The sequence below is a fragment of the Chromobacterium phragmitis genome (genome assembly GCF_003325475.1).
GTDB lineage: Bacteria > Pseudomonadota > Gammaproteobacteria > Burkholderiales > Chromobacteriaceae > Chromobacterium > Chromobacterium phragmitis.
The window spans coordinates 1,542,031-1,568,549 of record NZ_CP029495.1 but is presented as its reverse complement, the minus strand read 5'-3'; the positions used below and the strand labels follow the sequence as shown (position 1 = coordinate 1,568,549).

19 protein-coding genes, 2 tRNA genes, 3 rRNA genes and 1 pseudogene are annotated in these 26,519 nt (G+C 63.5%); 13 read left to right on the top strand and 12 right to left on the bottom strand.

Going from position 1 to position 26,519, the window contains the following annotated elements:
- The first annotated feature begins 76 nt into the window (after window positions 1-76).
- A complete protein-coding gene (locus DK842_RS07390; RefSeq protein WP_168194836.1) occupies window positions 77-1,984 on the top strand; it encodes a sensor domain-containing diguanylate cyclase in 1,908 nt (635 codons plus the stop codon).
- Here DK842_RS07390 and DK842_RS07385 read toward each other — a convergent pair.
- Window positions 1,966-2,949, bottom strand: a complete 984-nt coding sequence (locus DK842_RS07385) for an FUSC family protein (protein ID WP_114060875.1) — start codon at window positions 2,947-2,949, stop codon at window positions 1,966-1,968. The genes DK842_RS07390 and DK842_RS07385 overlap by 19 nt on opposite strands.
- Window positions 2,950-3,049: 100 nt before the next feature.
- Here DK842_RS07385 and DK842_RS07380 point away from each other — a divergent pair, with 100 nt between their 5' ends.
- The 3 genes from DK842_RS07380 (at window position 3,050) to DK842_RS07370 (ending at window position 5,815) form a co-directional block, all read left to right on the top strand.
- Entirely contained in the window at window positions 3,050-3,754 is a 705-nt protein-coding gene (locus DK842_RS07380; RefSeq protein WP_114060874.1) for a pseudouridine synthase, read from the top strand.
- Window positions 3,755-3,975: 221 nt separating this feature from the next.
- Window positions 3,976-4,749, top strand: coding sequence for an isocitrate lyase/PEP mutase family protein (locus tag DK842_RS07375; protein WP_114060873.1), 774 nt, complete (start codon window positions 3,976-3,978; stop codon window positions 4,747-4,749).
- Window positions 4,736-5,815, top strand: coding sequence for a bifunctional transcriptional activator/DNA repair enzyme AdaA (locus DK842_RS07370; protein ID WP_114060872.1), 1,080 nt, complete (start codon window positions 4,736-4,738; stop codon window positions 5,813-5,815). Before DK842_RS07375 ends, DK842_RS07370 begins: the two co-directional genes overlap by 14 nt.
- 18 nt (window positions 5,816-5,833) lie before the next feature.
- On the opposite strand, the gene DK842_RS07365 is transcribed toward DK842_RS07370, so the two are convergent.
- Window positions 5,834-7,666 carry a sigma-54-dependent Fis family transcriptional regulator gene (locus DK842_RS07365; protein WP_232538626.1) on the bottom strand — a complete coding sequence of 611 codons (1,833 nt, stop codon included), beginning with the start codon at window positions 7,664-7,666 and terminating at the stop codon, window positions 5,834-5,836.
- A gap of 274 nt (window positions 7,667-7,940) precedes the next feature.
- Here DK842_RS07365 and adh point away from each other — a divergent pair, with 274 nt between their 5' ends.
- Window positions 7,941-9,446 carry an aldehyde dehydrogenase gene (gene adh, locus DK842_RS07360; protein ID WP_114060871.1) on the top strand — a complete coding sequence of 502 codons (1,506 nt, stop codon included), beginning with the start codon at window positions 7,941-7,943 and terminating at the stop codon, window positions 9,444-9,446.
- A gap of 271 nt (window positions 9,447-9,717) precedes the next feature.
- A complete protein-coding gene (locus tag DK842_RS07355) occupies window positions 9,718-10,425 on the top strand; it encodes a class I SAM-dependent DNA methyltransferase (RefSeq protein WP_168194835.1) in 708 nt (235 codons plus the stop codon).
- A gap of 86 nt (window positions 10,426-10,511) precedes the next feature.
- Here the strand turns inward: DK842_RS07355 and DK842_RS07350 are convergent, their stop codons facing one another.
- The 9 genes and pseudogenes from DK842_RS07350 to DK842_RS07320 all read right to left on the bottom strand — a co-directional run bounded on the left by DK842_RS07350 (window position 10,512) and on the right by DK842_RS07320 (window position 17,158).
- Window positions 10,512-11,930: a methyl-accepting chemotaxis protein gene (locus DK842_RS07350; RefSeq protein WP_114060869.1), complete on the bottom strand. Its 1,419-nt coding sequence runs from the start codon at window positions 11,928-11,930 to the stop codon at window positions 10,512-10,514.
- Complete coding sequence (locus DK842_RS07345; protein WP_114060868.1) at window positions 11,927-12,487, bottom strand: PAS domain-containing protein; 561 nt, start codon at window positions 12,485-12,487, stop codon at window positions 11,927-11,929. The genes DK842_RS07350 and DK842_RS07345 overlap by 4 nt, the downstream gene beginning before the upstream one ends.
- A 186-nt stretch (window positions 12,488-12,673) precedes the next feature.
- The gene (locus DK842_RS07340) at window positions 12,674-14,527 is read right to left on the bottom strand and encodes a DUF3857 domain-containing transglutaminase family protein (RefSeq protein ID WP_114060867.1); all 1,854 of its coding nucleotides are present in this window, start codon (window positions 14,525-14,527) and stop codon (window positions 12,674-12,676) included.
- An 87-nt stretch (window positions 14,528-14,614) separates the two neighbouring features.
- Window positions 14,615-14,671, bottom strand: coding sequence for a hypothetical protein (locus tag DK842_RS24235; RefSeq protein ID WP_168191966.1), 57 nt, complete (start codon window positions 14,669-14,671; stop codon window positions 14,615-14,617).
- 161 nt (window positions 14,672-14,832) lie between these two features.
- Window positions 14,833-15,042, bottom strand: a pseudogene (locus DK842_RS24230) (TonB-dependent receptor plug domain-containing protein); the annotation flags it as partial.
- Window positions 15,043-15,107: 65 nt separating this feature from the next.
- Window positions 15,108-15,275, bottom strand: a complete 168-nt coding sequence (locus DK842_RS23870; protein ID WP_232538624.1) for a hypothetical protein — start codon at window positions 15,273-15,275, stop codon at window positions 15,108-15,110.
- 119 nt (window positions 15,276-15,394) lie between these two features.
- Window positions 15,395-15,805 carry an ExbD/TolR family protein gene (locus tag DK842_RS07330; RefSeq protein ID WP_114060866.1) on the bottom strand — a complete coding sequence of 137 codons (411 nt, stop codon included), beginning with the start codon at window positions 15,803-15,805 and terminating at the stop codon, window positions 15,395-15,397.
- Window positions 15,792-16,469: a MotA/TolQ/ExbB proton channel family protein gene (locus tag DK842_RS07325; protein WP_114060865.1), complete on the bottom strand. Its 678-nt coding sequence runs from the start codon at window positions 16,467-16,469 to the stop codon at window positions 15,792-15,794. The genes DK842_RS07330 and DK842_RS07325 overlap by 14 nt, the downstream gene beginning before the upstream one ends.
- Entirely contained in the window at window positions 16,466-17,158 is a 693-nt protein-coding gene (locus DK842_RS07320) for an energy transducer TonB (RefSeq protein ID WP_114060864.1), read from the bottom strand. Before DK842_RS07320 ends, DK842_RS07325 begins: the two co-directional genes overlap by 4 nt.
- A 142-nt stretch (window positions 17,159-17,300) precedes the next feature.
- Between DK842_RS07320 and hslV the strand changes: the two genes are divergently transcribed.
- Together hslV and hslU are read left to right on the top strand one after the other, a co-directional pair.
- Window positions 17,301-17,852, top strand: coding sequence for an ATP-dependent protease subunit HslV (gene hslV / locus DK842_RS07315; protein ID WP_011133956.1), 552 nt, complete (start codon window positions 17,301-17,303; stop codon window positions 17,850-17,852).
- A gap of 44 nt (window positions 17,853-17,896) precedes the next feature.
- A complete protein-coding gene (gene hslU, locus DK842_RS07310; RefSeq protein WP_114060863.1) occupies window positions 17,897-19,243 on the top strand; it encodes an ATP-dependent protease ATPase subunit HslU in 1,347 nt (448 codons plus the stop codon).
- A 68-nt stretch (window positions 19,244-19,311) separates the two neighbouring features.
- On the opposite strand, the gene DK842_RS07305 is transcribed toward hslU, so the two are convergent.
- Entirely contained in the window at window positions 19,312-20,628 is a 1,317-nt protein-coding gene (locus tag DK842_RS07305; protein WP_168194834.1) for an MFS transporter, read from the bottom strand.
- Between the two features lie 507 nt (window positions 20,629-21,135).
- Between DK842_RS07305 and DK842_RS07300 the strand changes: the two genes are divergently transcribed.
- The 5 genes from DK842_RS07300 to rrf all read left to right on the top strand — a co-directional run bounded on the left by DK842_RS07300 (window position 21,136) and on the right by rrf (window position 26,479).
- A 16S ribosomal RNA gene (locus tag DK842_RS07300) occupies window positions 21,136-22,673 on the top strand.
- A 182-nt stretch (window positions 22,674-22,855) separates the two neighbouring features.
- Window positions 22,856-22,932, top strand: a tRNA-Ile gene (locus DK842_RS07295).
- An 86-nt stretch (window positions 22,933-23,018) separates the two neighbouring features.
- Window positions 23,019-23,094: transfer RNA gene (locus DK842_RS07290), tRNA-Ala, on the top strand.
- Window positions 23,095-23,349: 255 nt separating this feature from the next.
- A 23S ribosomal RNA gene (locus DK842_RS07285) occupies window positions 23,350-26,239 on the top strand.
- A gap of 125 nt (window positions 26,240-26,364) precedes the next feature.
- Window positions 26,365-26,479 (top strand): 5S ribosomal RNA (gene rrf, locus DK842_RS07280).
- The 16S, 23S and 5S rRNA genes sit together here with 2 tRNA genes alongside, the layout of an rRNA operon.
- The last annotated feature ends 40 nt before the right edge of the window (window positions 26,480-26,519 follow it).

The window sequence follows — 26,519 nt, the reverse complement described above, 5'->3', positions numbered from 1 at the left end:
CGTTTATTCCATGGATTTGCAAGCAAGATCAGTCTAATCTGATATGCATATTCAATGCGCTGGGATAGATGCCGCGATGGAAAACGCTACGCAGTCTGATGGGCCGCGCTGGCGCCAGTGGGCTCGGCACGCTGGCGGACAGTTTGCCGCGGCGGCGGCCTGCGGCGGGGCGGGCTGGCTGCTGGGGTGGAGTCTGCCGGCTGGGCAAGCCGGCTTGCAGCAGCTGGGGCTGCCTTTCGCGCTGGCGTTGCTGCTGCGTGGCGGCGCGCGGCTGTGGCCGGGCGCGGCGCTGGCCATGGCGTGGCTGGCTTGGCGGGAAACGGGCCTGGGCTGGGCCGATATCCTGCTGTTGGCGGCCAGCGGCGCGGCGGCGGCGGTGCTGGGCGCGCAGGCCGCCCGCAAACGGCCGCCGATATTTCAACGCGTCTCCGGCGCGCTGGCTTTTCTGCTCGGCCCCGGGCTGCTTGCCAGCGCGCTGGCGGGGCTGGGCCGTTCGTTCGCATTGCTGCCGGAGCAAGGCGCGCATCCGGCGGCCTTGCTCGCCGATGCCTACCAGGCCTGGATGGGCAACCTAGCGGCGGTGATGGCCTTGACGCCCTGTCTGTTGCGACTGGGCCGGGCCGAGGGCCCGGGCGGCCGCGCCGAGGCCATGTTGGCCGCGGCGACGCTGGGACTGGCCTTGCTGCTGGGGTGCGGCGTAGAGGGGCGCGGCGGCTATCACGCCATCCTGCCGTATTTGCTGATCCTGCCGTTGCTGTGGCTGGTGTTCCGCGACCGGTTGTCGCTGGCGCACGGTCTGTCCCTGGCCATCGTCGGCGCGGCGCTGGCCGGCGTCCGCCTGGGCCATGGCGCGCTGGCGGTGGACGATGCCGACCACGCGCTGCTCAACGTCGCGGTGTTGGCCATCGTTCAATCGGCGACGTTGCTGGTGTTTGGCGCCTTGCTGGCCGAGCGCCGCGACGCGGAGCGCAGCCTGCTGCAGGCCAAGCAATCGCTGGAGGCCAAGGTGGGCGAGCGCACCCGCCAGTTGGCGGAGAGCGAGGCGAGGCTGCGGCTGATGGCGGACGCGGCGCCGTTTCCGCTGGCGATGAACCGGCTGGCGGACGGGGAGCTGATTTACGCCAATGTCCGCGCCGAGGAATTGTTCGGCGCCAAGCTGCATCCGGCGCGGCCGCTGCGGGTGCAGGATTTCTACGTCGATCCGGCCGAGCGCGACCGGGTATCGCGCGCCCTGCGCGACAACGGGCTGGTGCGAGACCGGGAGGTGAAGCTGCGCGACGCGCGCGGCCGCCAATTCTGGGCGTTGATCTCCTGCGAGATGGTGAAAAGCGAGCAGACCTGGTATGTGATCAACGGCGTCAACGACATCAGCGAGCGCAAGCGGCTGGAGCAAAGCCTGCATGACGCCAACGCCACGCTGCGCCGCCATCTGGACGAGATCGAACAGCTGCAACAAGGGCTGCGGGAGCAGGCGCTGCGCGATCCATTGACCGGCCTGTTCAACCGCCGCCACCTGGACGACATCCTGCCGCGGGTGCTGGAGCACATGCTGGCGCTGCATCGGGAGGTGGCGGTGCTGATGGTGGACGCCGACCACTTCAAGCGCGTCAACGATAGCTACGGCCACCGCTGCGGCGACGCGGTGCTGACCGCGCTGGGCGCTTGCCTGAGCGACCACTTCCGCAGCGGCGACATCGTCTGCCGCTACGGCGGGGAGGAGTTCTTCGTGTTATTGCCCGGCGCCACGCTGGAGGCGGCCTACGCCAAGGCCGAAGGGTTGCGGCGCATGGTCAGCAGCCAACCGGTGGCGGCGATGGGCCATTCGCTGACGGTGACGCTGTCTATCGGCCTGGCGCTGTGCCCGCTGCACGGAGAAGACGCGGAAAGCGTGGTGCGCGCGGCCGACGAGGCCTTGTACCAGGCCAAGCGGCAGGGCCGCGACCGCGTTTGCGTCGCCGAGCGGCTTCAGCCGCTGTTGTCCTGAGCCGGCGGCTTGCGCTGCCGCAGAAACCAGGCCAGCGCGCCGAACAGCAGGGCTGCGATCAAGGTGTCTTCCACCCGTTCCAGCGCGCCGCTGGCCAGCTGGCCAGGCGGCAGCAGCGACAACACCAGCGCGGTGAGCAGCGCGACGAACACCCGGAAGCTGTGCCGCATCGCGATCAACGTCGCCGCCTGAAGCGAGGCCAGGGCCAGCACATGCCAGATGGGCGCGGCGTCCAGCGCGCGCAGCGCCCAGTACAATCCGGCGCCGAGCAAGGCGCCGGCCAGCGTGCCTATGGTCCGTTCGCGCGCCAGCCACAGCATGCGTTCGGGGGACGGGTCGGGGATGGCGACGGCTGCGATGGGCAGCCACCACGCGTGCGCGCCGCGCATCCAGCTGGCCGCCAGCCAGGCGAGCAGGCCCCACGGCAGCAGATGCCAGGCGTAGCGGCGCGCGTCGGCGACGGAGGCCGCCGGCAGCACGCGAAACCAGTCCCGCATGCCCAGCCGGGCCAGCGCGCCGCCGTAGGCCGCGCCCAGCAGCATCCAGGCCGCCTCTTGCCAGGGGGGAATCGCCGCCGCCGGCGTCATGTTTCCCAGCAGCAGCGCGAACAGCCAGAACTGCACGCCCTTGTGCAAGCCGCGGCGCGCGCTCAGCGCTTGCAGCGCCAGCCCCGCCGCCAGCAAGAGCAACATGATCGTCGGCTGGCCGGCGCATAGCCGGCCGGCCAGGTATAGGCCGGGTATCGCCAGCAGCGACCAGGGTTGCAGCCGCCGCGCCAGCATCATGCAGAATGCGCTGTAATTGGCCGCCAGCGCGAACAGGAACATCCCCGCGCCATGGCCGGCCAGCGTCAGCGCCGCCGCCGGCGCGAACAGCAGCGCGCTGAACAGCGCCGCGCGCAGGATGCGTCGCCGCTGGTAACGCACCCAGCCCAGGCCGTGCAACGCGTATTTCTGGTAAGGCATGTTTTCCCTTCCCCCGGGCTCCCTTGTTTGAAGACTATGGCGTTGGCGGCCGCCGCAGGCAAGCCGGGCAGGCGCGCGGCGCGCGTGCTACCATCCGGCCATGGAACTCTATCGACTGTTGCAACAACAAGGCTTCGGCGGCCGCAAGGAATGCCGCCAGCTGATCGAATACGGACTGGTGGAAGTGAACGGCGAGGTGGTGGACAACTACCGCGCCCAGTTCGAGCTGGCCGACATCGCCAGCCTGGCGGTGGACGACGAACCGTGGCCGCTGGTGCGCGGCCCGCTGTATCTCTTGCTGCACAAGCCGGCCAATTATGAAACCTCGCACAAGCCGAACTGCCATCCCAGCATCTACCGGCTGTTGCCGGACCAGTTTTCCAATCTGGACATCAGCGCGGTGGGGCGGTTGGACGTGGACACCACCGGGCTGATCCTGTTGTCCAACGACGGCCAGTTCATCCACGCGCTTTCCTCGCCCAAGAAACTGGTGCCCAAGGTCTACCGCGCCACGCTGAAGCACGAGGCGACGCCGGAGCTGATCGCCAAGCTGCAGAGCGGCGTGTATCTCAACGACGAGGCGCGCGAGTTCGCGGCCGACAGCGTGGAGCAGCTCGACGCCCACACCATCTTGCTGACCATCACCGAGGGCAAGTACCACCAGGTGAAGCGGATGGTGGCGGCGGCCAGCAACCGGGTGGAGGCGCTGCACCGCGAAAGCCTGGGCGCCATCGTCCTGGGCGATCTGCCGGCGGGCGAGTGGCGGCATTTGACTAGCGCAGAATTGGCGGCCTTCGGCTTCTGATCGTAGCGGCAACCCTGCAAAGGCGAGGATCGGCGATCCTCGCCTTTTTTATGCGCGGTCGCACCGCTTTCGGGTATTTCCGGCGCGATCAATGGCGTTTGCGCACGCAGGTTTCAGTACATGGTCGGCCATGTCGGCCGGCAAAATACTTGTCCGGTTTTCGGTTGTGGGGGGAAGACCGGGCAGACATACTGGCGCCGTATTCAATACAGGAGCCTGTCATGGACTTCGCCCAACTGCATTATCAAGTCGAACCGTTGCTGCTTGCCAACGTTTGGGACGCTGCCAGCGCGCATGCGGCAGAGGCAGCAGGCTATGCCGCCATCGGCACCTCCAGCGCCGCCATCTCCGACATGCTGGGCTATCCCGATGGCGAGGGTATGAGATTTTCCGAGCTCCTTGATCTGACCGCTCGCTTGCGGACGGCAAGCAGATTGCCGCTGACCGTTGATATGGAAGCGGGCTATGGCGAGAACGCCGAGGCTATCGTGGCCAACTTATGCAGATTGGCGGAGATGGGCGTGGCGGGGGTCAATCTGGAAGACAGCATAACGCGCAATGGTCGGAGGGAGATGGTTGCGGCTGCGGCGTTCTCCCGGCGCGTGCGCGAGATACGGTCCGGCTTGCTGGCGGGCGGCGTGGAGATGTTCTTGAATGCGCGCACCGATGCGTATCTTCTTGGAATGGAAAATGCGTGCCAAGAGAGCATTGCGCGCGGGCGGCTTTATGCCGCCGGCGGCGCAGACGGTTTATTTGTGCCTGGGGTGACGGATGAGGCCGATATCGCGGCGATAGCGGCAGATGTGCCATTGCCATTGAATGTGATGGGCATGCCTGGCTTGCCATCGTTTCAGTCGCTGGCAAGGCTGGGCGTCAAACGCATCAGCATGGGTAATTTCTTGTATGAGCGCATGCAGCAAACCCTGGGGCAGCTTTTGGGGGCGGTGAAGAGCGCGCAATCGTTTCAGGCAGTATTCGACCATGCAGGTCACTGACCCCCGGCAGATTGATGGCTTCTATCGCGCTTTGCTTGAGCGAGCCGCGGATCATGTCGGTATTTTCTACGTGGGAGTGAAGACCACGGGTGTGTTTTGCATCGCCACCTGTCGAGCCCGCAAGCCTAAGCGGGAAAATGTGGTGTTCTACACCGATTTGAAAGACGCGCTTGATGCCGGTTACCGGCCCTGCAAGGTGTGCAAACCGACAGAAAACGCTTATACCGCGCCTTCTGATGTTGCCGATGCGATCAACTGGCTACGCCAGCACCCGAAGGAGCGCTTGAGCGATGGGCGGCTCAGGCAGCTTGGGATCGGCCCGGAGCGGATCCGGCGCTGGTTTCAGCAGCATTATGGAATGAGCTTTCAGGCTTTCCAGCGTTCTTTGCGGATCAACTCGGCTTTGGCGGAGTTGAAAGAGGGCCGTTGCGCTACCGATGCCGCCCTGGATAGCGGGTACGACTCTCTTAGCGGTTTTGGCTACACCTGCAAGAAGCTGACAGGACGCGCGCCGACTGCGGCGGCCCAGATCATCCTCATTCACCGTTTCACTACGCCTCTGGGGCCCATGTTCGTCTGCGCTAGCGAGCGCGGAATCTGCCTGATGGAATTTGTCGATCGCAAGATGCTGGAAACTGAGCTGAGCGATCTGCAACGGCTTTTGCGGGCGCGCATTCTTGCCGGCGAAAACCGGCATACGCGGCAGGCCGAGCGTCAAGTCGGGGAATATTTCGCTGGCACGCGCTCCCGGTTCACGCTGGCGCTTGATACGCCCGGCAGCGAGTTTCAACAGTCAGTCTGGCAGGCTTTGCAAACCATTCCATATGGCGGAACAGCCAGCTATGCCGGGCAGGCGGAGAGACTCGGAAGGCCGGAGGCCGCGCGAGCCGTGGCGCGCGCCAATGGGGCCAACCGCGTGGCCATCGTCGTTCCCTGTCACCGCGTACTGGGCAAGGATGGATCGCTGACAGGATATGGCGGCGGCTTGGCCCGCAAGCAGTGGTTGTTGGAACATGAGCGGCGGCATGCTTTTGACCGCAGCTTGGCATGCTTGATTTCGGACTGATGGCAAACGCGGCATTGTTTACTTAGCCACTTTCCCCTGCCGCCGGTACAGGGTGGAGCGGCTGATGCCCAGCGCGCGCGCCGCCGCGCTGGCGTTGCCGCCGCAGCGGCTCAGCAGATCGGCGATGGCGCTGTCCTCCACCGCGTGACCCTGCGCCGCCATGTCCTCGCGCAGCGCGGCGGGCAGATGCGCCAGGCCCAGCGCCGCGCCGTCGTCGGCCAGTGCCAGCAGCGTGGCCAGCAGGTTGGACAGTTCGCGCAGATTGCCGGGCCAGCGGTAGCCGCGGATGGCTCGCGCCAATTCCGGCGACAAGTAGATGCCGCGCTTGGCCGCGCCCATGCCGTCCAGCATGGCCTGGGCGATCGCCGCCGCGTCGCCGCGCTCGCGCAAGGGCGGCAGCGCCAGCGGGTAATGGCACAGACGGTAGTAGAGGTCGGCGCGGAAGCCGCCATCCGCCACGCGCGCGCGCAGGTCGCGATGGGTGGCGCAGATCAGGCGGATGTCGATTCGCCGCGCGGGTCCGCCGCCCAGCGGCGTCACTTCCCTGTCCTGCAGCGCTCTGAGCAGCCGCGCCTGCAGGTTTGGCGGCATGTCGCCTATCTCGTCCAGAAACAGCACGCCGCCGTCGGCTTCGCGCAGCCGGCCCTTGCCGCCCTGGCGGCTGGCGCCGGTGTAGGCGCCGGGCTGGTAGCCGAACAGCTCTGCCTCGATCAAGCCTTCGGGAATGGCCGCGCAGTTGATGGCGACGAAGGGCGCGGCCTGGCGGCTGCTGGCCGCGTGCAGCGCCCGCGCCAGCCTGTCCTTGCCGGTGCCGGTTTCGCCCAGGATCAGCACCGGGATGTCCGCCTCCAGCAGTTTCAGCGCGCTGGCGAACAGCGGGTTAGGCAGGCCGTCCAGCGTCGGCGTCGAATCATGGGGCGCCGGCGTCGGCCGGGATGGCGCGCCGCGGCGGCGGGGCGGCCGCAGCCGGGCGGAGAAGCGCTGCGGGCCGGCTTGCAGCAAACCCAGCGCCTCGCCGTTTCGGCTCAGCCAGTGCTCCAGGCTCTGGCCGAACAGCGCGGCGAAATGGCGGGGCCGCCAGGCGTCCGGTTCCAGGCCGCACAGCGCCAGTCCGCCTTGGTTGGCGGCGAGCAGACTGCCGTCCTCGGAGAACACCAGCTGGCAGGCGGCCGGACCGTCCAGCAGCCGGGGATCGGCATGCAGGCTGAGCCGCCAGCCGCCGCGCGTGGCCTCTTCCAGCAGCTGGGATTCGATCTGGCCGCGGGCGGCCTGCAGCAGCATCCACTGGGCGTCGCCCAACTTGCGGCTGGCGCCGCTGAGGTCCAGCGCGCCCAGCAGCTGGCCTTGCGGGCCGAACACGGGGCTGGCGGCGCAGGACAGCGAGCGGTTGCGCTCCAGGTAATGCTGGGCGCCGCGCACCCGTGCGCCGTCCCGCGCCGCCAGCGCGGTGCCGATGGCATTGGTGCCGCGCGAGGCTTCGCTCCAGTCCATGCCGGGGGTCAGGGCCAGCCGTTCCGCCTTGTTGAGGAAGTCTATGTCTCCGCTCTGCTCCAGCACCCAGCCACGGTTGTCCGCCACCACTAGCGCCAGTCCTTGCGCGTGCGCCTGGGCGAACAAGCCGGCCAGCGCCGGCCGCGCCGACTCCAGCCAGTCCGCGTTGGCTTCGCGGCGCGCGCGCAGTTCGGCTTCGCTCAGCCGCTCGCCGCCATGGCTGCCGGCGGCCAGGCCCATGCCGCGGCAGCGCTGCCAGGAGCGCAGGATGTCGGTCGGCAGCGCCTGGCCGGGCAAAGCCTGGCCGGCGAAGAAGCGGCGGCGGATTTCGTCCAGCGGCAATCGAGCGTTGGGTGGCATGCGCGGCTCCTGCAGGCTGTGCCGTCGACATGCGACAGCTGTGCCAGCCTGCGACAGTCTGGTGGGGGAATGACGCCGATTATGGCCGCTTTTCCCGCATCGGCAAGCGGCTGATTTCCCAGTTGCTTGTTGCGCCGCCGCAAGCGTTCCCCTAGCGCTTCGCCCTGCCTGCCGCTTGGCGATGCTGCCATGCAATGCGGATAAATCCTGGCATGCGGTTTGCGCAACAAACCGGTCCGCTGGACGCACCGCCTAACTAGACGAGGAGAATGCGATGCAAAGCCTGAAGCCCGGATTCGAACTGAAAGCGCGCTACGCCAACTATATCGGCGGCCAATGGGTGCCGCCGGTCAACGGGCGCTATTTCGAGAACGTCACGCCGATCACCGGCAAGCCGCTGTGCGAAATCCCGCGCTCCGACGAGCAAGATATCGAGCTGGCGCTGGACGCCGCGCATGCCGCGCGCTTCAAATGGGGCCATACCCCGGTGACCGAGCGCGCCATCATCCTGAACAAGATCGCCGACCGGATGGAAGCCAATCTGGGCCTGCTGGCCGAGGTGGAGACCTGGGACAACGGCAAGCCGATACGCGAAACGCGCGCCGCCGACATCCCGCTGGCGATCGACCATTTCCGTTACTTCGCGTCCTGCGTGCGGGCGCAGGAGGGCAGCCTGGGCGAGATCGACGCCAACACCGTTTCCTACCACTTCCACGAGCCGCTGGGCGTGGTGGGCCAGATCATCCCGTGGAACTTCCCCATCCTGATGGCGGCGTGGAAGCTGGCGCCGGCGTTGGCCGCCGGCAACTGCGTGGTGCTGAAGCCGGCCGAGCAGACGCCGCTGTCCATCCTGGTGCTGATGGAACTGGTGGGCGACTTGCTGCCGCCGGGCGTGCTCAACGTGGTCAACGGTTTCGGCGTGGAGGCCGGCAAGCCGCTGGCCAGTTCCAAGCGCATCGCCAAGATCGCCTTCACCGGCGAAACCGGCACCGGCCGCCTGATCATGCAGTACGCCAGCCAGAACCTGATCCCGGTGACGCTGGAGCTGGGGGGCAAGTCGCCCAATATCTTCTTCGACGACGTAGCGGCCAAGGACGACGCCTTCCTCGACAAGGCGATAGAGGGCTTCGTGATGTTCGCGCTGAACCAGGGCGAGGTGTGCACCTGCCCCAGCCGCGCGCTGATCCATGAGTCCATCTACGACCGCTTCATGGAGAAAGCGCTGGCCCGCGTCGCCGCCATCAAGCAGGGCAATCCGCTGGACCCGGCCACCATGATAGGCGCGCAGGCGTCCCGCGAGCAGATGGACAAGATCCAGAGCTACCTTTCCATCGGCCGGGACGAGGGCGCCCAGTTGCTGGCCGGCGGCGAACGCGCGCATCTGGATGGCGATCTGGCCGGCGGCTTCTACATCCAGCCCACGGTGTTCCACGGCCACAACAAGATGCGCATCTTCCAGGAGGAAATCTTCGGGCCGGTGGTGTCGGTGACCACCTTCAAGGACCGCGACGAGGCGCTGGCCATCGCCAACGACACCTTGTACGGGCTGGGCGCCGGCGTGTGGACGCGCGACATGAACACCGCCTTCTTCATGGGCCGCCACATCGAGGCCGGCCGGGTATGGACCAACTGCTACCACGCCTACCCGGCGCATGCGGCTTTCGGCGGCTACAAGCAATCCGGCATCGGCCGCGAGACGCACAAGATGATGCTGGAGCATTACCAGCAGACCAAGAATCTGCTGGTCAGCTATGGCGAGGACAAGCTGGGCTTTTTCTAAGCGCCGGGCGTCCGAATGCGGCGCGCATGATCTCGGGCGCATAGGGCGTAGCCGCGTAAAGCGTGGCCAATGGATCGCAAATGTTTCCTCTCTGCCCGCCGGTTTTGCCGGCGGGTTTTTTTTGGGCGAAGCGCTGGCGTGGTCAATATGAGAAAGAGTGGTTTATGACCGAGGTTTGGCTGGCCGGATTATTGATTAGTTCTAGAGTGCTTGTTCAGATATTATTTTTATAATGATATACGTAAAATATTTACGTAATAATGTGGTGAAAATGCAAGGCTGGCCCGTGGTATGCTATTCGGGTGAGTGGGTCGAGGGCTTGGGGATGGATCAGGAAGACGATGGCTACGCCGAACGCGTGGCTTTCTACGACACGGTGTATGAACAGCCGGAGCGGGCGTTGGACCTGGCCTGGCTGCGGCGCTGGCTGCCGCAGCAATATGTTGGCCGCCGGGTGTTGGAGCTGGCTTGCGGCAGCGGTTACTGGACCCAGTATCTGGCGCCGGCTGCGCGCGGCTATCTGGCGCTGGACGCGTCGCGCGGCGCGCTGTCGCTGGCGCGGCAGCGGCCGGGCGTGGCCGGCGCGGCGTTCGAGGCGGGGGAGATCGAGGAGATGGCCAGCCCGCCTCAGCCGTTCGACGCGGCTTTCGCCGGCTTGTGGTTCTCCCATTTGCCGCGGCAGCGGCGCGAGCCGGCGCTGGCCGCGCTGCATCGGGCATTGGCGCCTGGCGCGCTGGTGATGCTGCTGGACAATAGCGAGGCGCAGGGCGCGCAGCACCCGGTTGTGGAGTACGACCGCGACGGCAACGGCTATCAGCGGCGTCCCCGCCACGACGGCGGCGACAACCGGGTGCTGAAGAACTTTCCGTCCGAGGCGGAGTTCCGCATCCTGCTGGCGCCGTATGGCGTCAGCGAGATGGCTGTGTTGCGCCGCGAGCATTTCTGGCTGCTGCGCTACCGGCTGCCCAGCCTGCATTGACGCCGCTGTCGTCGAGGATGCCGAGCGGGGATAGGGGAGGAGAATAACAAAAGCCGGGCGGCGCCCAGCTTCTGTCGGCGGACGGATCAGCGTCCAGCCAGGTCTTCCAGCGAGGCCTGCAGCTTTTCGCTGGCCTGTTCCACCGCCCGCATGCTGGCGACGATGGCGGCTTCATCCAGCTGGCCGTTCTGACCGGCGGCGCGCAAGGCGGCGTCCACCTGCTGGCGCAGCAGCGACAACGACGGGCGCAGGTTCTGCGCGGCGCTGCCGAACAACGCCGCGCCGTCGCCTTCCAGCCAAGGCTCCAGCTCCAGCGGCGGGGAGTCGGTCTGGGCCTCCTCGATCGCGTGATAGGCGCTTTGCTTGTAGATCACGTGCCCCACTTTCTGCAGCGAGGTTTGCGACTTCTGCTGCACCGCGTTGACCTGCCGCAGCACCAGGTCGGATTGCTCAGCCAGGCTGGAGAAGCGCTGGCGGAACGAATCCACCGACGATTGCACCTCGCCGGCCACGCCGCCGGCGGCGCTGGCCTGCGCCTGCATGTCGCCGATGCGGCTGGACAGCGAATCCAGCACGTCCTGCACCTGGTTGGCGGTGCTCTTGCTGCGCTCCGCCAGCTTGCGCACCTCGTCGGCCACCACGGCGAAGCCGCGGCCGGTCTCGCCGGCGCGGGCGGCTTCGATCGCCGCGTTCAGCGCCAGCAGGTTGGTTTGATCGGCGATGGCGGAGATGTCGGCCAGCGAGCTCTCGATGCCCTGCCATTCCTGGGCCAGCATCTGGCTGGCGGTATCCATGCTGCTGACGCTGCCGGCGATGGTGTCCAGGTGGCCGGACAGCTCGTTGGCGCTGTCCAGGCTGACGCGGGCGCCGGCGGCGTTGTCGCGGGTGATGCGGGACACCTGGTCCATCGCCTGGCTGATGGCGGCGAGATCGCGCTGGCTGCCGGCCAGATCCTGGCGCAGATGGGGATTGTTCAGCGCGGCCAGTTGCGAGGACAGCCGGTTGCGGCGCACGAAGCCGTCATTGTCGGCCATGGACTGAATGGCGGCGTTGACGCTTTCCAGCGAGCTGGACAGGATGCCGGGCAGACCCTGGCTCAGCGGCCGGCGGCTGAAATTGCCCTGGCTGATCTCCTGGAAGCAGGTATTGATTTCCTTGAAATAGGTTTCCACCAAGTCCAGGAAGTCGTTGAGCTGCCATGCCACCTGGCCGACCTCGCCCATTTCGCGGGTCTGGGTGCTGCGGTGGTGCAGTTCGCCGCTGCAGGCCAGGCCCAGTTGGCGGGTCAGGGTGTTGAGCAGCAGGAAGATGTGGCCGCTTTTCTTCCACAGCCAGTAGGACAGCGCTACGGTGGCGATCATCAGCAACAGGCCGATCGCATGGCTGGCGACAGGGGGGAGCAGGTAGTCGTCGACTATGGATAGCAGGACCAGCAGATTGAATCCGCCCAGCGCCCAGGCTAGATGCGAACGCAGGAAGGGGGTGGTTTTGCGCGGAGAACTCATCCGGCGACTCCTTTGGCTTTCAATACGTCGGCGTTCAGCGCCAGGATGAAGTCCTGGTAGCTGCTGCCTTTCTCCTTCAGCAGGGCCAGCAGCCAGTCGCGCGAGGCGTCCGGCGCGGCGGCCTTGCCGTGGGCGGCTTCTATCTTGCGCATTTCGGCGTAGATGGGCTCGATGGCGGCGATGGCGGAGCGGCTGGGCGGGCGGCGCACCGAATAGTAGCCCTGCAGTTTGCCCCTGAGGTCGTAGTCCGGAGTGACGTTGGCCAGCACCCAGTAATAGTTGCCGTCTATGGTGGCGTTCTTCACCAGCGCGAAGAATTCGTGGCCGGCTTGCAGCGTCTGCCACATCAGCCGATAGGCGCCGCGCGGCATGTCGGGGTGGCGGATCAGATTGTGCGGCTTGCCCAGCAACTGGTGCTCGGCATAGCCGGCGATGCGCATGAACACGCGGTTGGCGTAGGTGATGTGGCCGGTGGGGTCGGTCTTGGTGACGATCAATTCGTGCGGCGCCAGCTGCACTTCGCGTCCGCCGCCATGGCCTGTTGCGGTCTGTTTCATGGTTTGCTTCTCTGTGACCTTGCTGTCAGTAGTATGGCTGCCAATCCGGCATTGTCATGCTATGCGCATTGCCGGGCAAGGTTTGCCGGCAATTTCTATCGAATATCCGTGTAAATTTAAAGGATTCTGGCCGGCCGGATATGACAAAGGACGGCCGAGGCCGCCCTTTGCGCATGGAGGCGGAACTCAAAGCTTGATGATCTGACGCGCCTGGATCGCGCAGGCGCGCGCCTGCCGGTTGAAGCGGATGAATTCCGGGCTGGCGATTTCGTCGTGGCTCAGCCAGCGCGCCTTGCGGGTCAGCCGGTACTGGTAGCGGATGCCGTCCGCGGTTTTCTGTTGCCGCAGCGACAGGTCGAACCAGCGCGAGCTGGCCTGGCAGCTGAACGGCGGCTGGATGGCGCGGGCGCCGCGCAGCGTGACTTCGCGTTCGGTGATTTCGGCGTCGCCCAGGTAGACATCGGCCAGGTTGCCGTTGGCGAGATAGCTGTCGAAACCATCCCAGTCATGCTGCAGGCCGGGGTCGTACAGATAGAGGCCAGAGATCTTCTCCACCGCGCGCAGATCCACGCTGTCCATCTTCACCGGATACCGCGCCGGCTGCAGGAAGCCGGTGGCCGCGCGGCTCACCTTGCATTCCCGCGCCTGCTTGTTCACCGCGTGGCACAGGCTCTGGTCGGTGCTGGCCGCGCCCTGGTAGCGGTCCTGCATCGCCAGCTGCACCAGCGGCCAGCCGGAGACTTCGGCGCGAATGGCGACCCGCGCGCTGCCGTCGCGGCTCAGCGTCTCCACCCGTTCGCTGCGGCTGGTTTGCCGCGCCGGCTGCGGCGGGATGCGTTCCTCGCGCACCTGGCCGTCTCCGCCGATGCGGTAGCTGGTTCGGTCCTGCAAGTCCGGCATGATGCGGTCGGGGACGAAGAAGGGGTTGGTCGGGTCCAGCCATTCCGGTTTGCCGTCCACCACCGCCCGCACGATCATATGATTGACGGTGCCCAGGCCCGGCAGCAGCGGCTCGGCGGCGAAATTGCCGCGGAACACCAGCGTCGGCTCGGCCTCGACGCCGGCGGCGCGCAGCATCGCGGTCAGCAAGGTGGCCAGGTCCTTGCAGTCGCCGTAGCCGTGCTGTTCGATCTCGGCCAGCGTGAACGGCACTAGGCCGCGCTCGGCCAGGCGCTGATCGTTCAGATAGCGGTAATGGCGGTTGATGTGCCGCATGAAGGCGGCTGCTTGCTCGGCGGCGGGTTTGCCGCGCTGGGCGGCCACCTCGGCGGCGGCGGCCGGCGGCAGCGGGGCGGCCAGGATCTGGTTGTAGCGCCCGGCGTAGACGCCGAAGTGGTCCTGCGGCGACGCGCTGGTGGCGATGCTCAGCCGCGGCCAGCTGCGCAGCGCGCTGTTGTCCCATTCATTGGTCAGGTTGAGGTAGCGCGGGGCTTTTTGCTCAACCACGACGCGTTTGCCGCCATCGCTTTGCTCGATGCGGAAATCGTCCATCTGCTCGCCGCGCCACAGCAGCGGCCGGGTGGAGGAGAGCTCGAAGCGGAAACTGTCGTCGCGCGTCGGCTCGGCGTCGAAATCCAGCCGGCGCAGCAGCTCGCGGCTCAGCGGCGGCGAGGCGATATGGCGCTGGATCTTGTAGCGGACCACGCTGCCTACCGCCAGCTCGGGAAAGGCGATCCAGGTTTGCTTGTCGCGGCTGACGCCGGCGTAGGGGTTGGGCGCGGCGCGGGTTTCCACCTGCGACTTGTCCAGCTTCACCACGCGGCCGTTCTGCTGGCGCACCTCGCCGTCCAGCACGTCCAGCTTGTCGGTGTCCGGATAGGTGAAGTCGATGCGCGACAGCAGGTCTTTGCCTGCCGGCTTCAGTATCGTGAACTGGTTTTCCGTCACGCAGTCCAGGCTGTTGTCGGCATGGTGCCGGCAGACGGTGTCGGAACGGCGCGCCAGCGGCGCTTCCGACGCGGGCTGCAGCGCGGCGTGGGCCTGGCCGGCGCAGAGCAGCGCGGCGGCGAGGGCGAGTCGGGAGGGGGAAAGTGGCGTCATGTGAAAACCGTTGCGGCCGCCGCGCCGGGCGCGGCGGGATGGATGGGAGGCCGTGCGGACGATGGTGCCACGCGGCGAAGATGCCGGCTAGAGTTCGGCCCACATCCTGAGCAGGTTGTGGTGGCCGGCGGTGAGGCGAACCAGTTCCTCTGTCTCGCCGTGGCGGGCAGCTTGCGGTCGGTGCCCAGGATGAGGCCGAACTCGCCGCCGTTGCCGGCGTAGGGCTTTTTGCCGGCCAGGTTGATCACGCCGCCGGTGGAGCCGCGGCCGAACAGCATGGAGCTGGAGCCTTTCAGTACTTCCACTTTCTTGGTATTGAACAGGTCGCGGTTGTATTGGCCGATGTCGCGCGCGCCGTCGACGAACAGGTCGGTGGTGGTGGCGAAGCCGCGCAACACCATCTGGTCGCCGCTGCGGCCGCCTTCGCCCGCGGCGAAGGTGAGGCCGGCCCCGTTTTTCAGCGCATCCTTCAGGCTGTCCGCGCCCTGATCCTCCAGCAGTTGCTTGCTGACCACGGTGATGGATTGCGGGATGTCGCGCAGTTTCTGGCGGGTTTTGCCGATGTCGCTGGACTCGGCTTTCAGGCTGCCGGCAGGCGGTCGGCCTCCACTTTGACGGTGTCCAGTTGCTGGACGGCTTCGGCCTGGGCCAGCGCGGGAGACAGCGCGGCGGCCAGCATGCCGGCGGCGACGCGGGCGGGTAGCTTGTCGGAACGGATGGCGGGAGCGGGGTGCGGCTGATGCTTCATATCGACTCTTGTTGTGGGTGTTTCACGGAATGCGGGCCGGCGCGCGGGCGCGCCGGCCCTGAAAAACAAAATGAGCAGGCCCCGTCTCCGGGCCTGCTCATGGGCGCCGAAGAGCGGGCTTACGGCGCGGTGGTGACGAAGCCTATCTTGCCGACGCCGTTCTGTTGGGCGGCGGCCAGGCTCTTGGCCACGGTTTCGTAGCGGACGGCCTTGTCGGCCGACAGGTGCAGCTCCACCTCGGGATTGGCGGCGGCGGCGGCGGCGAAGCGGGCGGGCAGCTCGGACTCGGCCACCGGCTTGTCGTTCCAGAACAGCTTGCCGGCGGCGTCCACCACCAGGCGGATCTGCTCGGGCTTGTCCTGATGCTCGGCGGCCTGGGCGCGCGGCAGGTCCACCTTGACCGCGTTGGTCAGCAGCGGCGTGGTGATGATGAACACCACCAGCAGCACCAGCATCACGTCCACCAGCGGCGTGGTGTTGGGCTCGGCCATCGGCGCGGCGGGGCCCTGGTTGAAACTACCGAACGCCATGGCCTTCTCCGGACTGGGTCAGCAACTGGGCGTGCAGGTCGTGGGCGAAGTAGTCCAGCTCCTGCGACATCACGCGCTGGGCGCGGGTGAGCGCGTTGTAAGCCAGCACCGCCGGGATGGCGGCGGCCAGGCCGGCGGCGGTGGCCACCAGCGCCTCGCCGATCGGGCCGGCGACCGCGCCTATGCTCATCTGGCCGGCCTGGCCGATGTTGACCAGCGCGTGGTAGATGCCCCACACGGTGCCGAACAGGCCGACGAAGGGGGCGGTGGAGCCGATGGAGGCCAGCACGGTCAGGCCGGACTCCTGGCGGGCGATCTCCTGCGACAGCGCTTTGCGGATGGCGCGGGTCAGGAACTCGTCCACGCCGCAGGCCTGGCCCAGCGCGCGGCCGGCCTGGCTCTGGTATTGCTTCAGCGCGGCGATGCCGGCGCGCGCCAGATTGGCGAACTGGCCCTTGCTGGTTTGCAGCCCGGCCTCGGCGTGGCTCCAGTCGGACGCGCCCCACAGCGCGCCCTCTGCCTCGCGGTTGGCGCGGCGCAGGCACAGGGTTTGCGCGCCGCGCACGATGATCAGGTACCAGGTGAGCACCGACATCAGGATCAGGATCATGAACACCGCGATCAGCACGGCGTCCCCTTGTTGGAATACGGTCAGTACGTTCATGTATTGGCAGACTTGAGTGAGAATTCGATAGGCACGATGAAGGGGTAGGCGATGGCTTCGCCGCCGCGCTTGGCCGGGATGAAGCGCCAGCGCTTGACCGCGGCCAGCGCGGCGCGGTCCAGCCGCGGGAAGCCGCTGCTGTCGTGCACCGACACCTCTTGCGGCGCGCCCTGGGCGCTGACCAGCACCCGCAGCCGCACGGTGCCTTCCTCGCCTTCCTCGCGCGAGACCGTCGGGTAGGGCGGCGCCGGGTTCTTCAGGTAGCCGCCGCTGGATTGCGGCTCGGTCACCGGCAGGTCGCGGCCGTCCGGCTTGCCGCCTGCGTTTTTCGGCGCTTCCGCCGCGGGGGCCGGCGCGGCCGGCGCCGCCGCCACGCTGATCGCCTTGGCGGGAACCGGCGTTTCAGCCGGCGCCTTTACCGGCTGCAGATCAGGCTTGGGCTGGGCGACGGGCTTGCTGGGCGCGGGCTTGGCCTGCGGTTTGGCGGGCTGCGGCTGGGCCGGCGCGGCTTTGGCTTGCGCCGCTGGCTGATCGGCCGGCGCCAGCGAAACCATCTCCATCCTCAGCACCTGGGGCGGAGTGACGGCCTGCTCGCGCGCGGCCATGCCATTCAGCCACAGCAGCGCCGCCGCGTGAGCGGCCAGCACGCCGGCGAGGGCGGAATATTGCAGGATGGGGGTGGATTTCATGGCTGAAATGATAATACAAACAATTCTCATTTTCTAGCGCGGCTTGATCGAAACGCCCCAGCTGCTTGCAATCGCGGCGATCGCCTGCATATATCGGACAAAGGTCGGCACATCGCCGGCCGCCATACACTGGAATACCAATATGCAGCAGTTCGACGGAACCACCATCGTTTCGGTCCGTCGCGGCGAGCGCGTGGCGCTGGGCGGCGACGGGCAAGTGACCCTGGGCAATATCGTGATCAAGGCCACGGCGCGCAAGATACGCAAGCTGCACGGTGGCAAGGTGCTGGCGGGCTTCGCCGGCGGCACCGCCGACGCCTTCACCCTGATCGAACGCTTCGAAGCCAAGCTGCAGAAGCATCAGGGCAACTTGCTGGTGTCGGCGGTGGAGCTGGCCAAGGACTGGCGCACCGACCGCATGCTGCGCCGGCTGGAAGCGATGCTGATCGTCGCCGACAAGGACCACACCCTGATCATCACCGGCAACGGCGATGTGTTGGAGCCGGAGCAGGGCATCGCCGCCATCGGCTCCGGCGGCGCTTTCGCCCAGTCGGCCGCGCGCGCGCTGTTCGAGAACACCGACCTCGCGCCGGAAGTGGTGGTGAAGAAATCGCTGGAGATCGCCGGCGACATCTGCATCTACACCAACCACAACCACCTGATCGAAACCCTGGGCCCGGACGACGAGGCCTGACCCCGAATGCAAGACCCGGCCATCGCGGCCGGGCGGAGAACGTCATGACGCAAATGACCCCGCAGGAAATCGTCCACGAACTGGACCAGCACATCATCGGCCAGCACAAGGCCAAGCGCGCCGTCGCCATCGCCCTGCGCAACCGCTGGCGCCGCCAGCAGGTGGCCGAGCCGCTGCGCAGCGAGATCACCCCCAAGAACATCTTGATGATAGGCCCCACCGGCGTGGGCAAGACCGAGATCGCCCGCCGCCTGGCCAAGCTGTCCGGCGCGCCCTTCATCAAGGTGGAAGCCACCAAGTTCACCGAGGTGGGCTATGTCGGCCGCGACGTGGACACCATCATCCGCGACCTGATGGACGTGGCGATCAAGGACACGCGCGAGGCGGCGATCAAGCGCAACCGGGTGCGCGCCGAGGACGCCGCCGAGGAGCGCATCCTCGACGTGCTGCTGCCGCAGCCGCGCAAGCAGCCGTCGGGCTTCTTCGCCGAGGAGCCGGTTGCCGAGGAGAAGCATGAGGACGGCGCCACCCGCCAGAAATTCCGCAAGATGCTGCGCGAGGGCAAGTTCGACGATAAAGAGATCGAACTGGAAATCGCCGCGCCGGTAGCGCAGATGAATGTGATGGCGCCGCCGGGCATGGAGGACTTCGCCAGCCAGCTGCAAGGCATGTTCCAGGGCATGGGAGCCGGCAAGAAGCAGACCGCCAAGATGAAAGTGGCGGATGCCTTCAAGCAGCTGATAGACGAAGAAGCCGCCAAGCTGGTCAATGAGGAGGAGCTGAAGGCCGAGGCCTTGAAGAATGTCGAGCAGAACGGCATCGTCTTCCTCGACGAGATCGACAAGGTCACCAGCCGCGGCGAAGGCCACAGCGGCGCCGACGTATCGCGCGCCGGCGTGCAGCGCGACCTGCTGCCGCTGGTGGAGGGCACCACGGTGTCCACCAAGTACGGCATGGTGAAGACCGACCACATCCTGTTCATCGCCTCCGGCGCTTTCCAGCTGTCCAAGCCGTCCGACCTGATCCCGGAGCTGCAGGGCCGCCTGCCGATCCGCGTCGAGCTGTCGTCCTTGTCCGTCGACGACTTCAAGGCCATCCTGACCAGCACCAACGCCTGCCTGACGCGCCAATACCAGGCGCTGCTGGCCACCGAGGGCGTGGAGCTGGCGTTCGAGGAATCCGGCATCCAGCGCCTGGCCGAGATCGCCTGGCAGGTCAACGAGAAAACCGAGAACATCGGCGCCCGCCGTCTGTACACGGTGATGGAGAAGCTGCTGGAGGAAGTGGCTTTCGACGCCAAGTCGGGCGCGTGCCAGATCGACGGCGCTTATGTGGACAGTAAGCTGGGCGAAGTGGCCGAACGCGAGGACCTGGCGCGCTACGTGCTCTGATCGGGCGAAACGCTCGCCTATATAATAAGGTGTGTATAAATGGCGGCCGTCACGGCCGCCGTTTTGCTTTATATAGGATGCTTCAGCTTGCCGGCGACGGGCGAGACGGGCTCGAACGCCTCCGGATGCTGGCGCAGGTACCAGTCCTTCGCCTCGTCGTGGCTGAGGCTCAGGAAGCGATTGACGCCAGGCAGCCGCAGCATGGGCGGCACGGTCAGCAGATGAAACAGGGCGAAGAACAAATAGACCGCGTCCAGCGACCAGCTGGCCAGCAGGATGCCGGCCAGCGCCGGCCCCAGCATGCCGCCCAGCTTGGCCACCAGCACGTTGATCGCCGATACCCGCGCCCGGTAGGCTTCCGGCACCGCCAGCGTGCGGTGGGTCTGGCCGACCAGCATGGTGACGGACAGCAGCGCGCCTTCGATCGCGAACATCGCCAGCATGAGATAAGGATGATCGGTCAGCGCCACCACCAGGAAGACTGCGGCCAAGCCCCACATGGCGAAGGCGCGGGCCCGGGGCCGGCTGCAATGCCGCAGCAAGCGGTGGGTCAGCCACAGCGAGCCCACCAGCAGGCCGCCGCTGGCGGCCGCCTCACAGGCCCCGAGCCAGATTGCGGGCAGACCCAGTTGGTGCAGTTTGATCGGCAACAGCGTGATCACCATCGGGAAGTAGGCGGTCATCACCAATAGGCCCCATAAAGCCCAGCTGCGCTCCAGCGGAATGCGCCAGCGCACGCGAAGGCCGCTGCGCACCTGATCGAGAAAACCCTCCGTGCGCAGGCTGGCCAAATCGCGGGGCGGGACCTGAATGCGCAGCGCGCCGGCGGCGGCGATGGCCAGCAGGACAGCGTAAGCGCCCAGCGCCAGCCAGGCCGGCATGAAAGCCATCAGGCTGCCGCCCACCACCGGGCCGATCAGATTACCCGCCGACTGTGAACTTTTTTGCAGCGACAAGGCGTCGGTCAGCCGGCTGGCGGGCACCAGTTCTGCGGCGATGCTCAGCATCGAGGGAAGCACGATGGCCCAGGCGAACATCGCCATCGATTCGCTGGCCACCACCCAGGACAGACGGTAGAAACCGCACCAGGCCATCGCCGCCAGGGCCAGTCCGGACAGCATCGCCAGCAGGATGCCGACGGCGATCACCCGGTTCTTGGGAAAGCGGTCGCCCAGCGGCGCGGTCAGCGGCAAGGCGATCAGCATCACCAGCGCGGTCAGCGCGCTGAACCAGGCCATGTCGCGCGCGCCGCCCATGGTCACCACCCACCAACTGATGCTGACGTAGCCGGCGCCCATCGCCAGGCCGCTCAGCGCATCGCTGAGCATCAGCAGGCGGAAGCCGGCGGGCAGCCCGCGCATGCGTTGTCTAAGGGAAATGTTCATGGCGCGCTCCTGGCTGTGGGGCATTTGATACTAACATGAAATGACAATGTCACATCCGGGCGAGTGAAAAATGGCTATTCCGCCCATTTTTTGGAAAATATTGAGGAAAGTTAGGCGATTTCAAAAGAAATCTTGGAAAGCGTTTGCCAGAAAAAGCCCATTTCACGTGGCTTTCATTAAGTTCTCTTGAAGTTTGGAGTGAAAAATTATGTTTAAAAACATAATATTATGTAAATTTTATAGAAAAACTCTCATTTTTCTCAAAAAACCTGTTGACCGAGGGTGAGGGCGCAGGTATAGTTCGTCTCCTCAGCTGACGCAGCGAACGAAGCAGCGGGAACGAAACGGTTCTCCGGTGTGACGAAGGCAGCGAAAGCACTGCTCTTTAACAGAACGAATAACCGATAGGTGTAAGTGCTTGGTGAAAGCCAAATACTTGCACTGCAAGAGACAAGAGATACTTGTTTATTTCTTTGAACTTGCGTGCCAGAAAATTTGCTTGAGATTGAACTGAAGAGTTTGATCCTGGCTCAGATTGAACGCTGGCGGCATGCTTTACACATGCAAGTCGAACGGCAGCACGGGAGCTTGCTCCTGGTGGCGAGTGGCGAACGGGTGAGTAATGCATCGGAATGTACCGTGTAATGGGGGATAGCTCGGCGAAAGCCGGATTAATACCGCATACGCCCTGAGGGGGAAAGCGGGGGATCGAAAGACCTCGCGTTATACGAGCAGCCGATGTCTGATTAGCTAGTTGGTGGGGTAAGAGCCCACCAAGGCGACGATCAGTAGCGGGTCTGAGAGGATGATCCGCCACACTGGGACTGAGACACGGCCCAGACTCCTACGGGAGGCAGCAGTGGGGAATTTTGGACAATGGGCGCAAGCCTGATCCAGCCATGCCGCGTGTCTGAAGAAGGCCTTCGGGTTGTAAAGGACTTTTGTCAGGGAGGAAATCCCGCTGGTTAATACCTGGCGGGGATGACAGTACCTGAAGAATAAGCACCGGCTAACTACGTGCCAGCAGCCGCGGTAATACGTAGGGTGCAAGCGTTAATCGGAATTACTGGGCGTAAAGCGTGCGCAGGCGGTTGTGCAAGTCTGATGTGAAAGCCCCGGGCTCAACCTGGGAACGGCATTGGAGACTGCACGACTAGAGTGCGTCAGAGGGGGGTAGAATTCCACGTGTAGCAGTGAAATGCGTAGAGATGTGGAGGAATACCGATGGCGAAGGCAGCCCCCTGGGATGACACTGACGCTCATGCACGAAAGCGTGGGGAGCAAACAGGATTAGATACCCTGGTAGTCCACGCCCTAAACGATGTCAACTAGCTGTTGGGGGTTTGAATCCTTGGTAGCGTAGCTAACGCGTGAAGTTGACCGCCTGGGGAGTACGGCCGCAAGGTTAAAACTCAAAGGAATTGACGGGGACCCGCACAAGCGGTGGATGATGTGGATTAATTCGATGCAACGCGAAAAACCTTACCTGCTCTTGACATGTACGGAACTTGGTAGAGATATCTTGGTGCCCGAAAGGGAGCCGTAACACAGGTGCTGCATGGCTGTCGTCAGCTCGTGTCGTGAGATGTTGGGTTAAGTCCCGCAACGAGCGCAACCCTTGTCATTAGTTGCCATCATTAAGTTGGGCACTCTAATGAGACTGCCGGTGACAAACCGGAGGAAGGTGGGGATGACGTCAAGTCCTCATGGCCCTTATGAGCAGGGCTTCACACGTCATACAATGGTCGGTACAGAGGGTTGCCAAGCCGCGAGGTGGAGCTAATCTCAGAAAACCGATCGTAGTCCGGATCGCACTCTGCAACTCGAGTGCGTGAAGTCGGAATCGCTAGTAATCGCAGATCAGCATGCTGCGGTGAATACGTTCCCGGGTCTTGTACACACCGCCCGTCACACCATGGGAGTGAGTTTCACCAGAAGTGGGTAGGCTAACCGTAAGGAGGCCGCTTACCACGGTGGGATTCATGACTGGGGTGAAGTCGTAACAAGGTAGCCGTAGGGGAACCTGCGGCTGGATCACCTCCTTTCTAGAGAATGGCGATTGCCAAGTACTTACAGCCTATCGGTTATTCAAGTTAAGGGCATTTTCGATGAAAATCGGCGCAGCTCTGCGTTGAAAGCTTCCTCGTGTACTCGATGTACACGTCGTCAGCTTTCGCCTGGATCTGCTGGATTTTGATCGAAAAGGATGTGGTATCAAACGACTACTGGGTTTGTAGCTCAGCTGGTTAGAGCACTGTGTTGATAACGCAGGGGTCGTAGGTTCGAGTCCTACCAGACCCACCAGTATTTTTTGGGTCAGGCAAGGCGCGAAGGAGCGGCATGTGCTTATGCACATGAGCGACTGAGCAACGCAGCATCACCCAAAAAGAGGGGGATTAGCTCAGTTGGGAGAGCACCTGCTTTGCAAGCAGGGGGTCGTCGGTTCGATCCCGTCATCCTCCACCATCGCAAACAAAATCGAATTCGGAAGAGTTGGATTCTGTTTGCGTTGTATAAACGCCCGATCTTTAACAAACTGAAGAAGCCGAATATATAAAGACGGCGAGACAAACGACATGGAGTTAATTCTGCATGTTGAATGAATCGTCATCTTGGGTATTTGATTGTATCTAAGGCTGCGTCGCCATATCAAAAGGGGCGGTGCAGTCGTCGCACAAACACTCTCTGTTGTTGCGGTAATTTAGGTTACTGAAATGATAGGGTCAAGCGACTAAGTGCATCTGGTGGATGCCTTGGCGATCATAGGCGATGAAGGACGTGTAAGCCTGCGAAAAGCGCGGGGGAGCTGGCAATAGAGCTTTGATCCCGCGATGTCCGAATGGGGAAACCCCTCCGCAAGGAGATCCCTGACTGAATCCATAGGTCAGAGGAGGCGAACTCAGCGAACTGAAACATCTAAGTAGCTGAAGGAAAAGAAATCAACCGAGATTCCGTAAGTAGTGGCGAGCGAACGCGGAACAGCCTGACTGTGTTATGAGTTGCGTTAGTGGAAGGTTCATGGAAAGGACCGCCATAGTGGGTGATAGCCCCGTACACGAAAACGCATCGCAAGAACTAGGCAGTCGACAAGTAGGGCGGGACACGAGAAATCCTGTCTGAAGATGGGGGGACCATCCTCCAAGGCTAAATACTCATGATCGACCGATAGTGAACCAGTACCGTGAGGGAAAGGCGAAAAGAACCCCGGGAGGGGAGTGAAATAGAACCTGAAACCGGATGCATACAAACAGTGGGAGCGGACTTGTTCCGTGACTGCGTACCTTTTGTATAATGGGTCAGCGACTTACGTTCAGTAGCAAGCTTAACCGAATAGGGGAGGCGTAGGGAAACCGAGTCCGAATAGGGCGCTTTAGTTGCTGGGCGTAGACCCGAAACCGAGTGATCTATCCATGGCCAGGATGAAGGTGCGGTAACACGCACTGGAGGTCCGAACCCACTAGTGTTGCAAAACTAGGGGATGAGCTGTGGATAGGGGTGAAAGGCTAAACAAACTCGGAGATAGCTGGTTCTCCCCGAAAACTATTTAGGTAGTGCGTCAAGTATCACTTCCGGGGGTAAAGCACTGTTATGGCTAGGGGGTCATTGCGATTTACCAAACCATGGCAAACTCTGAATACCGGAAAGTGCGAGCTTGGCAGACAGACAGTGGGTGCTAACGTCCATTGTCAAGAGGGAAACAACCCAGACCGCCAGCTAAGGTCCCAAATGATCAGTTAAGTGGTAAACGAAGTGGGAAGGCCTAGACAGCCAGGATGTTGGCTTAGAAGCAGCCATCATTTAAAGAAAGCGTAATAGCTCACTGGTCGAGTCGTCCTGCGCGGAAGATGTAACGGGGCTCAAACTGATAACCGAAGCTGCGGATGCACAGTTTACTGTGCGTGGTAGGGGAGCGTTCTGTAGGTCTGTGAAGGTGTCTCGTAAGGGATGCTGGAGATATCAGAAGTGCGAATGCTGACATGAGTAGCGATAAAGCGGGTGAAAAGCCCGCTCGCCGAAAGCCCAAGGTTTCCTACGCAACGTTCATCGGCGTAGGGTGAGTCGGCCCCTAAGGCGAGGCTGAAAAGCGTAGTCGATGGGAAACGGGTTAAAATTCCCGTACTTTTGTGTAGTGCGATGTGGGGACGGAGAAGGTTAGGTCATCAGACTGTTGGAATAGTCTGTTTAAGCCGGTAGGCGTGAAGGGTAGGCAAATCCGCTCTTCTTTAACGCCGAGAAGTGATGACGAGGGTCTACGGACCTGAAGTGACTGATACCACGCTTCCAGGAAAAGCCACTAAGCTTCAGCTACACAAGAACCGTACCGCAAACCGACACAGGTGGGCAGGATGAGAATTCTAAGGCGCTTGAGAGAACTCAGGAGAAGGAACTCGGCAAATTGATACCGTAACTTCGGGAGAAGGTATGCCTGTTGAGGTGTAGTCCCTTGCGGATGAAGCTTTGACAGGTCGCAGAGAATCGGTGGCTGCGACTGTTTAACAAAAACACAGCACTGTGCCAACACGAAAGTGGACGTATACGGTGTGACGCCTGCCCGGTGCCGGAAGGTTAAGTGATGGGGTGCAAGCTCTTGATCGAAGCCCCGGTAAACGGCGGCCGTAACTATAACGGTCCTAAGGTAGCGAAATTCCTTGTCGGGTAAGTTCCGACCCGCACGAATGGCGTAACGATGGCCACACTGTCTCCTCCTGAGACTCAGCGAAGTTGAAGTGTTTGTGAAGATGCAATCTCCCCGCTGCTAGACGGAAAGACCCCGTGAACCTTTACTGTAGCTTTGCATTGGACTTTGAACAGACTTGTGTAGGATAGGTGGGAGGCTTTGAAGCCAGGACGCTAGTTCTGGTGGAGCCGTCCTTGAAATACCACCCTGGTGTGTTTGAGGTTCTAACCTTGGTCCGTGATCCGGATTGGGGACAGTGCATGGTAGGCAGTTTGACTGGGGCGGTCTCCTCCCAAAGTGTAACGGAGGAGTTCGAAGGTTACCTAGGTACGGTCGGAAATCGTGCTGATAGTGCAATGGCAAAAGGTAGCTTAACTGCGAGACCGACAAGTCGAGCAGGTGCGAAAGCAGGACATAGTGATCCGGTGGTTCTGAATGGAAGGGCCATCGCTCAACGGATAAAAGGTACTCCGGGGATAACAGGCTGATACCGCCCAAGAGTTCACATCGACGGCGGTGTTTGGCACCTCGATGTCGGCTCATCACATCCTGGGGCTGTAGCCGGTCCCAAGGGTATGGCTGTTCGCCATTTAAAGTGGTACGTGAGCTGGGTTCAAAACGTCGTGAGACAGTTTGGTCCCTATCTGCAGTGGGCGTTGGAAGTTTGACGGGGGCTGCTCCTAGTACGAGAGGACCGGAGTGGACGAACCTCTGGTGTACCGGTTGTGACGCCAGTCGCATTGCCGGGTAGCTAAGTTCGGAAGAGATAACCGCTGAAAGCATCTAAGCGGGAAACTTGCCTGAAGATGAGACTTCCCTGGAGGCTTGACCTCCCTGAAGAGTCGTTCGAGACCAGGACGTTGATAGGTCGGGTGTGGAAGCGCTGTGAGGCGTGAAGCTAACCGATACTAATTGCTCGTGAGGCTTGATCCTATCATTTGAGTGACTTAGAGAGCTAAGTGACGAAGATAGAGTGTGTGCGACACGATCAGATACCGAATATTCAGAATCAGAGAACATCTCTGGTTCAGGCTTCTTTCAGTTTGTGCCAGTTTATGTCTGGTGGCCATAGCGAGATGGTCCCACGCCTTCCCATCCCGAACAGGACCGTGAAACATCTTAGCGCCGATGATAGTGTGGCATTCGCCATGTGAAAGTAGGACACCGCCAGACGCCTCATACACAAGCCCAGCTCTATCGAGCTGGGCTTTGT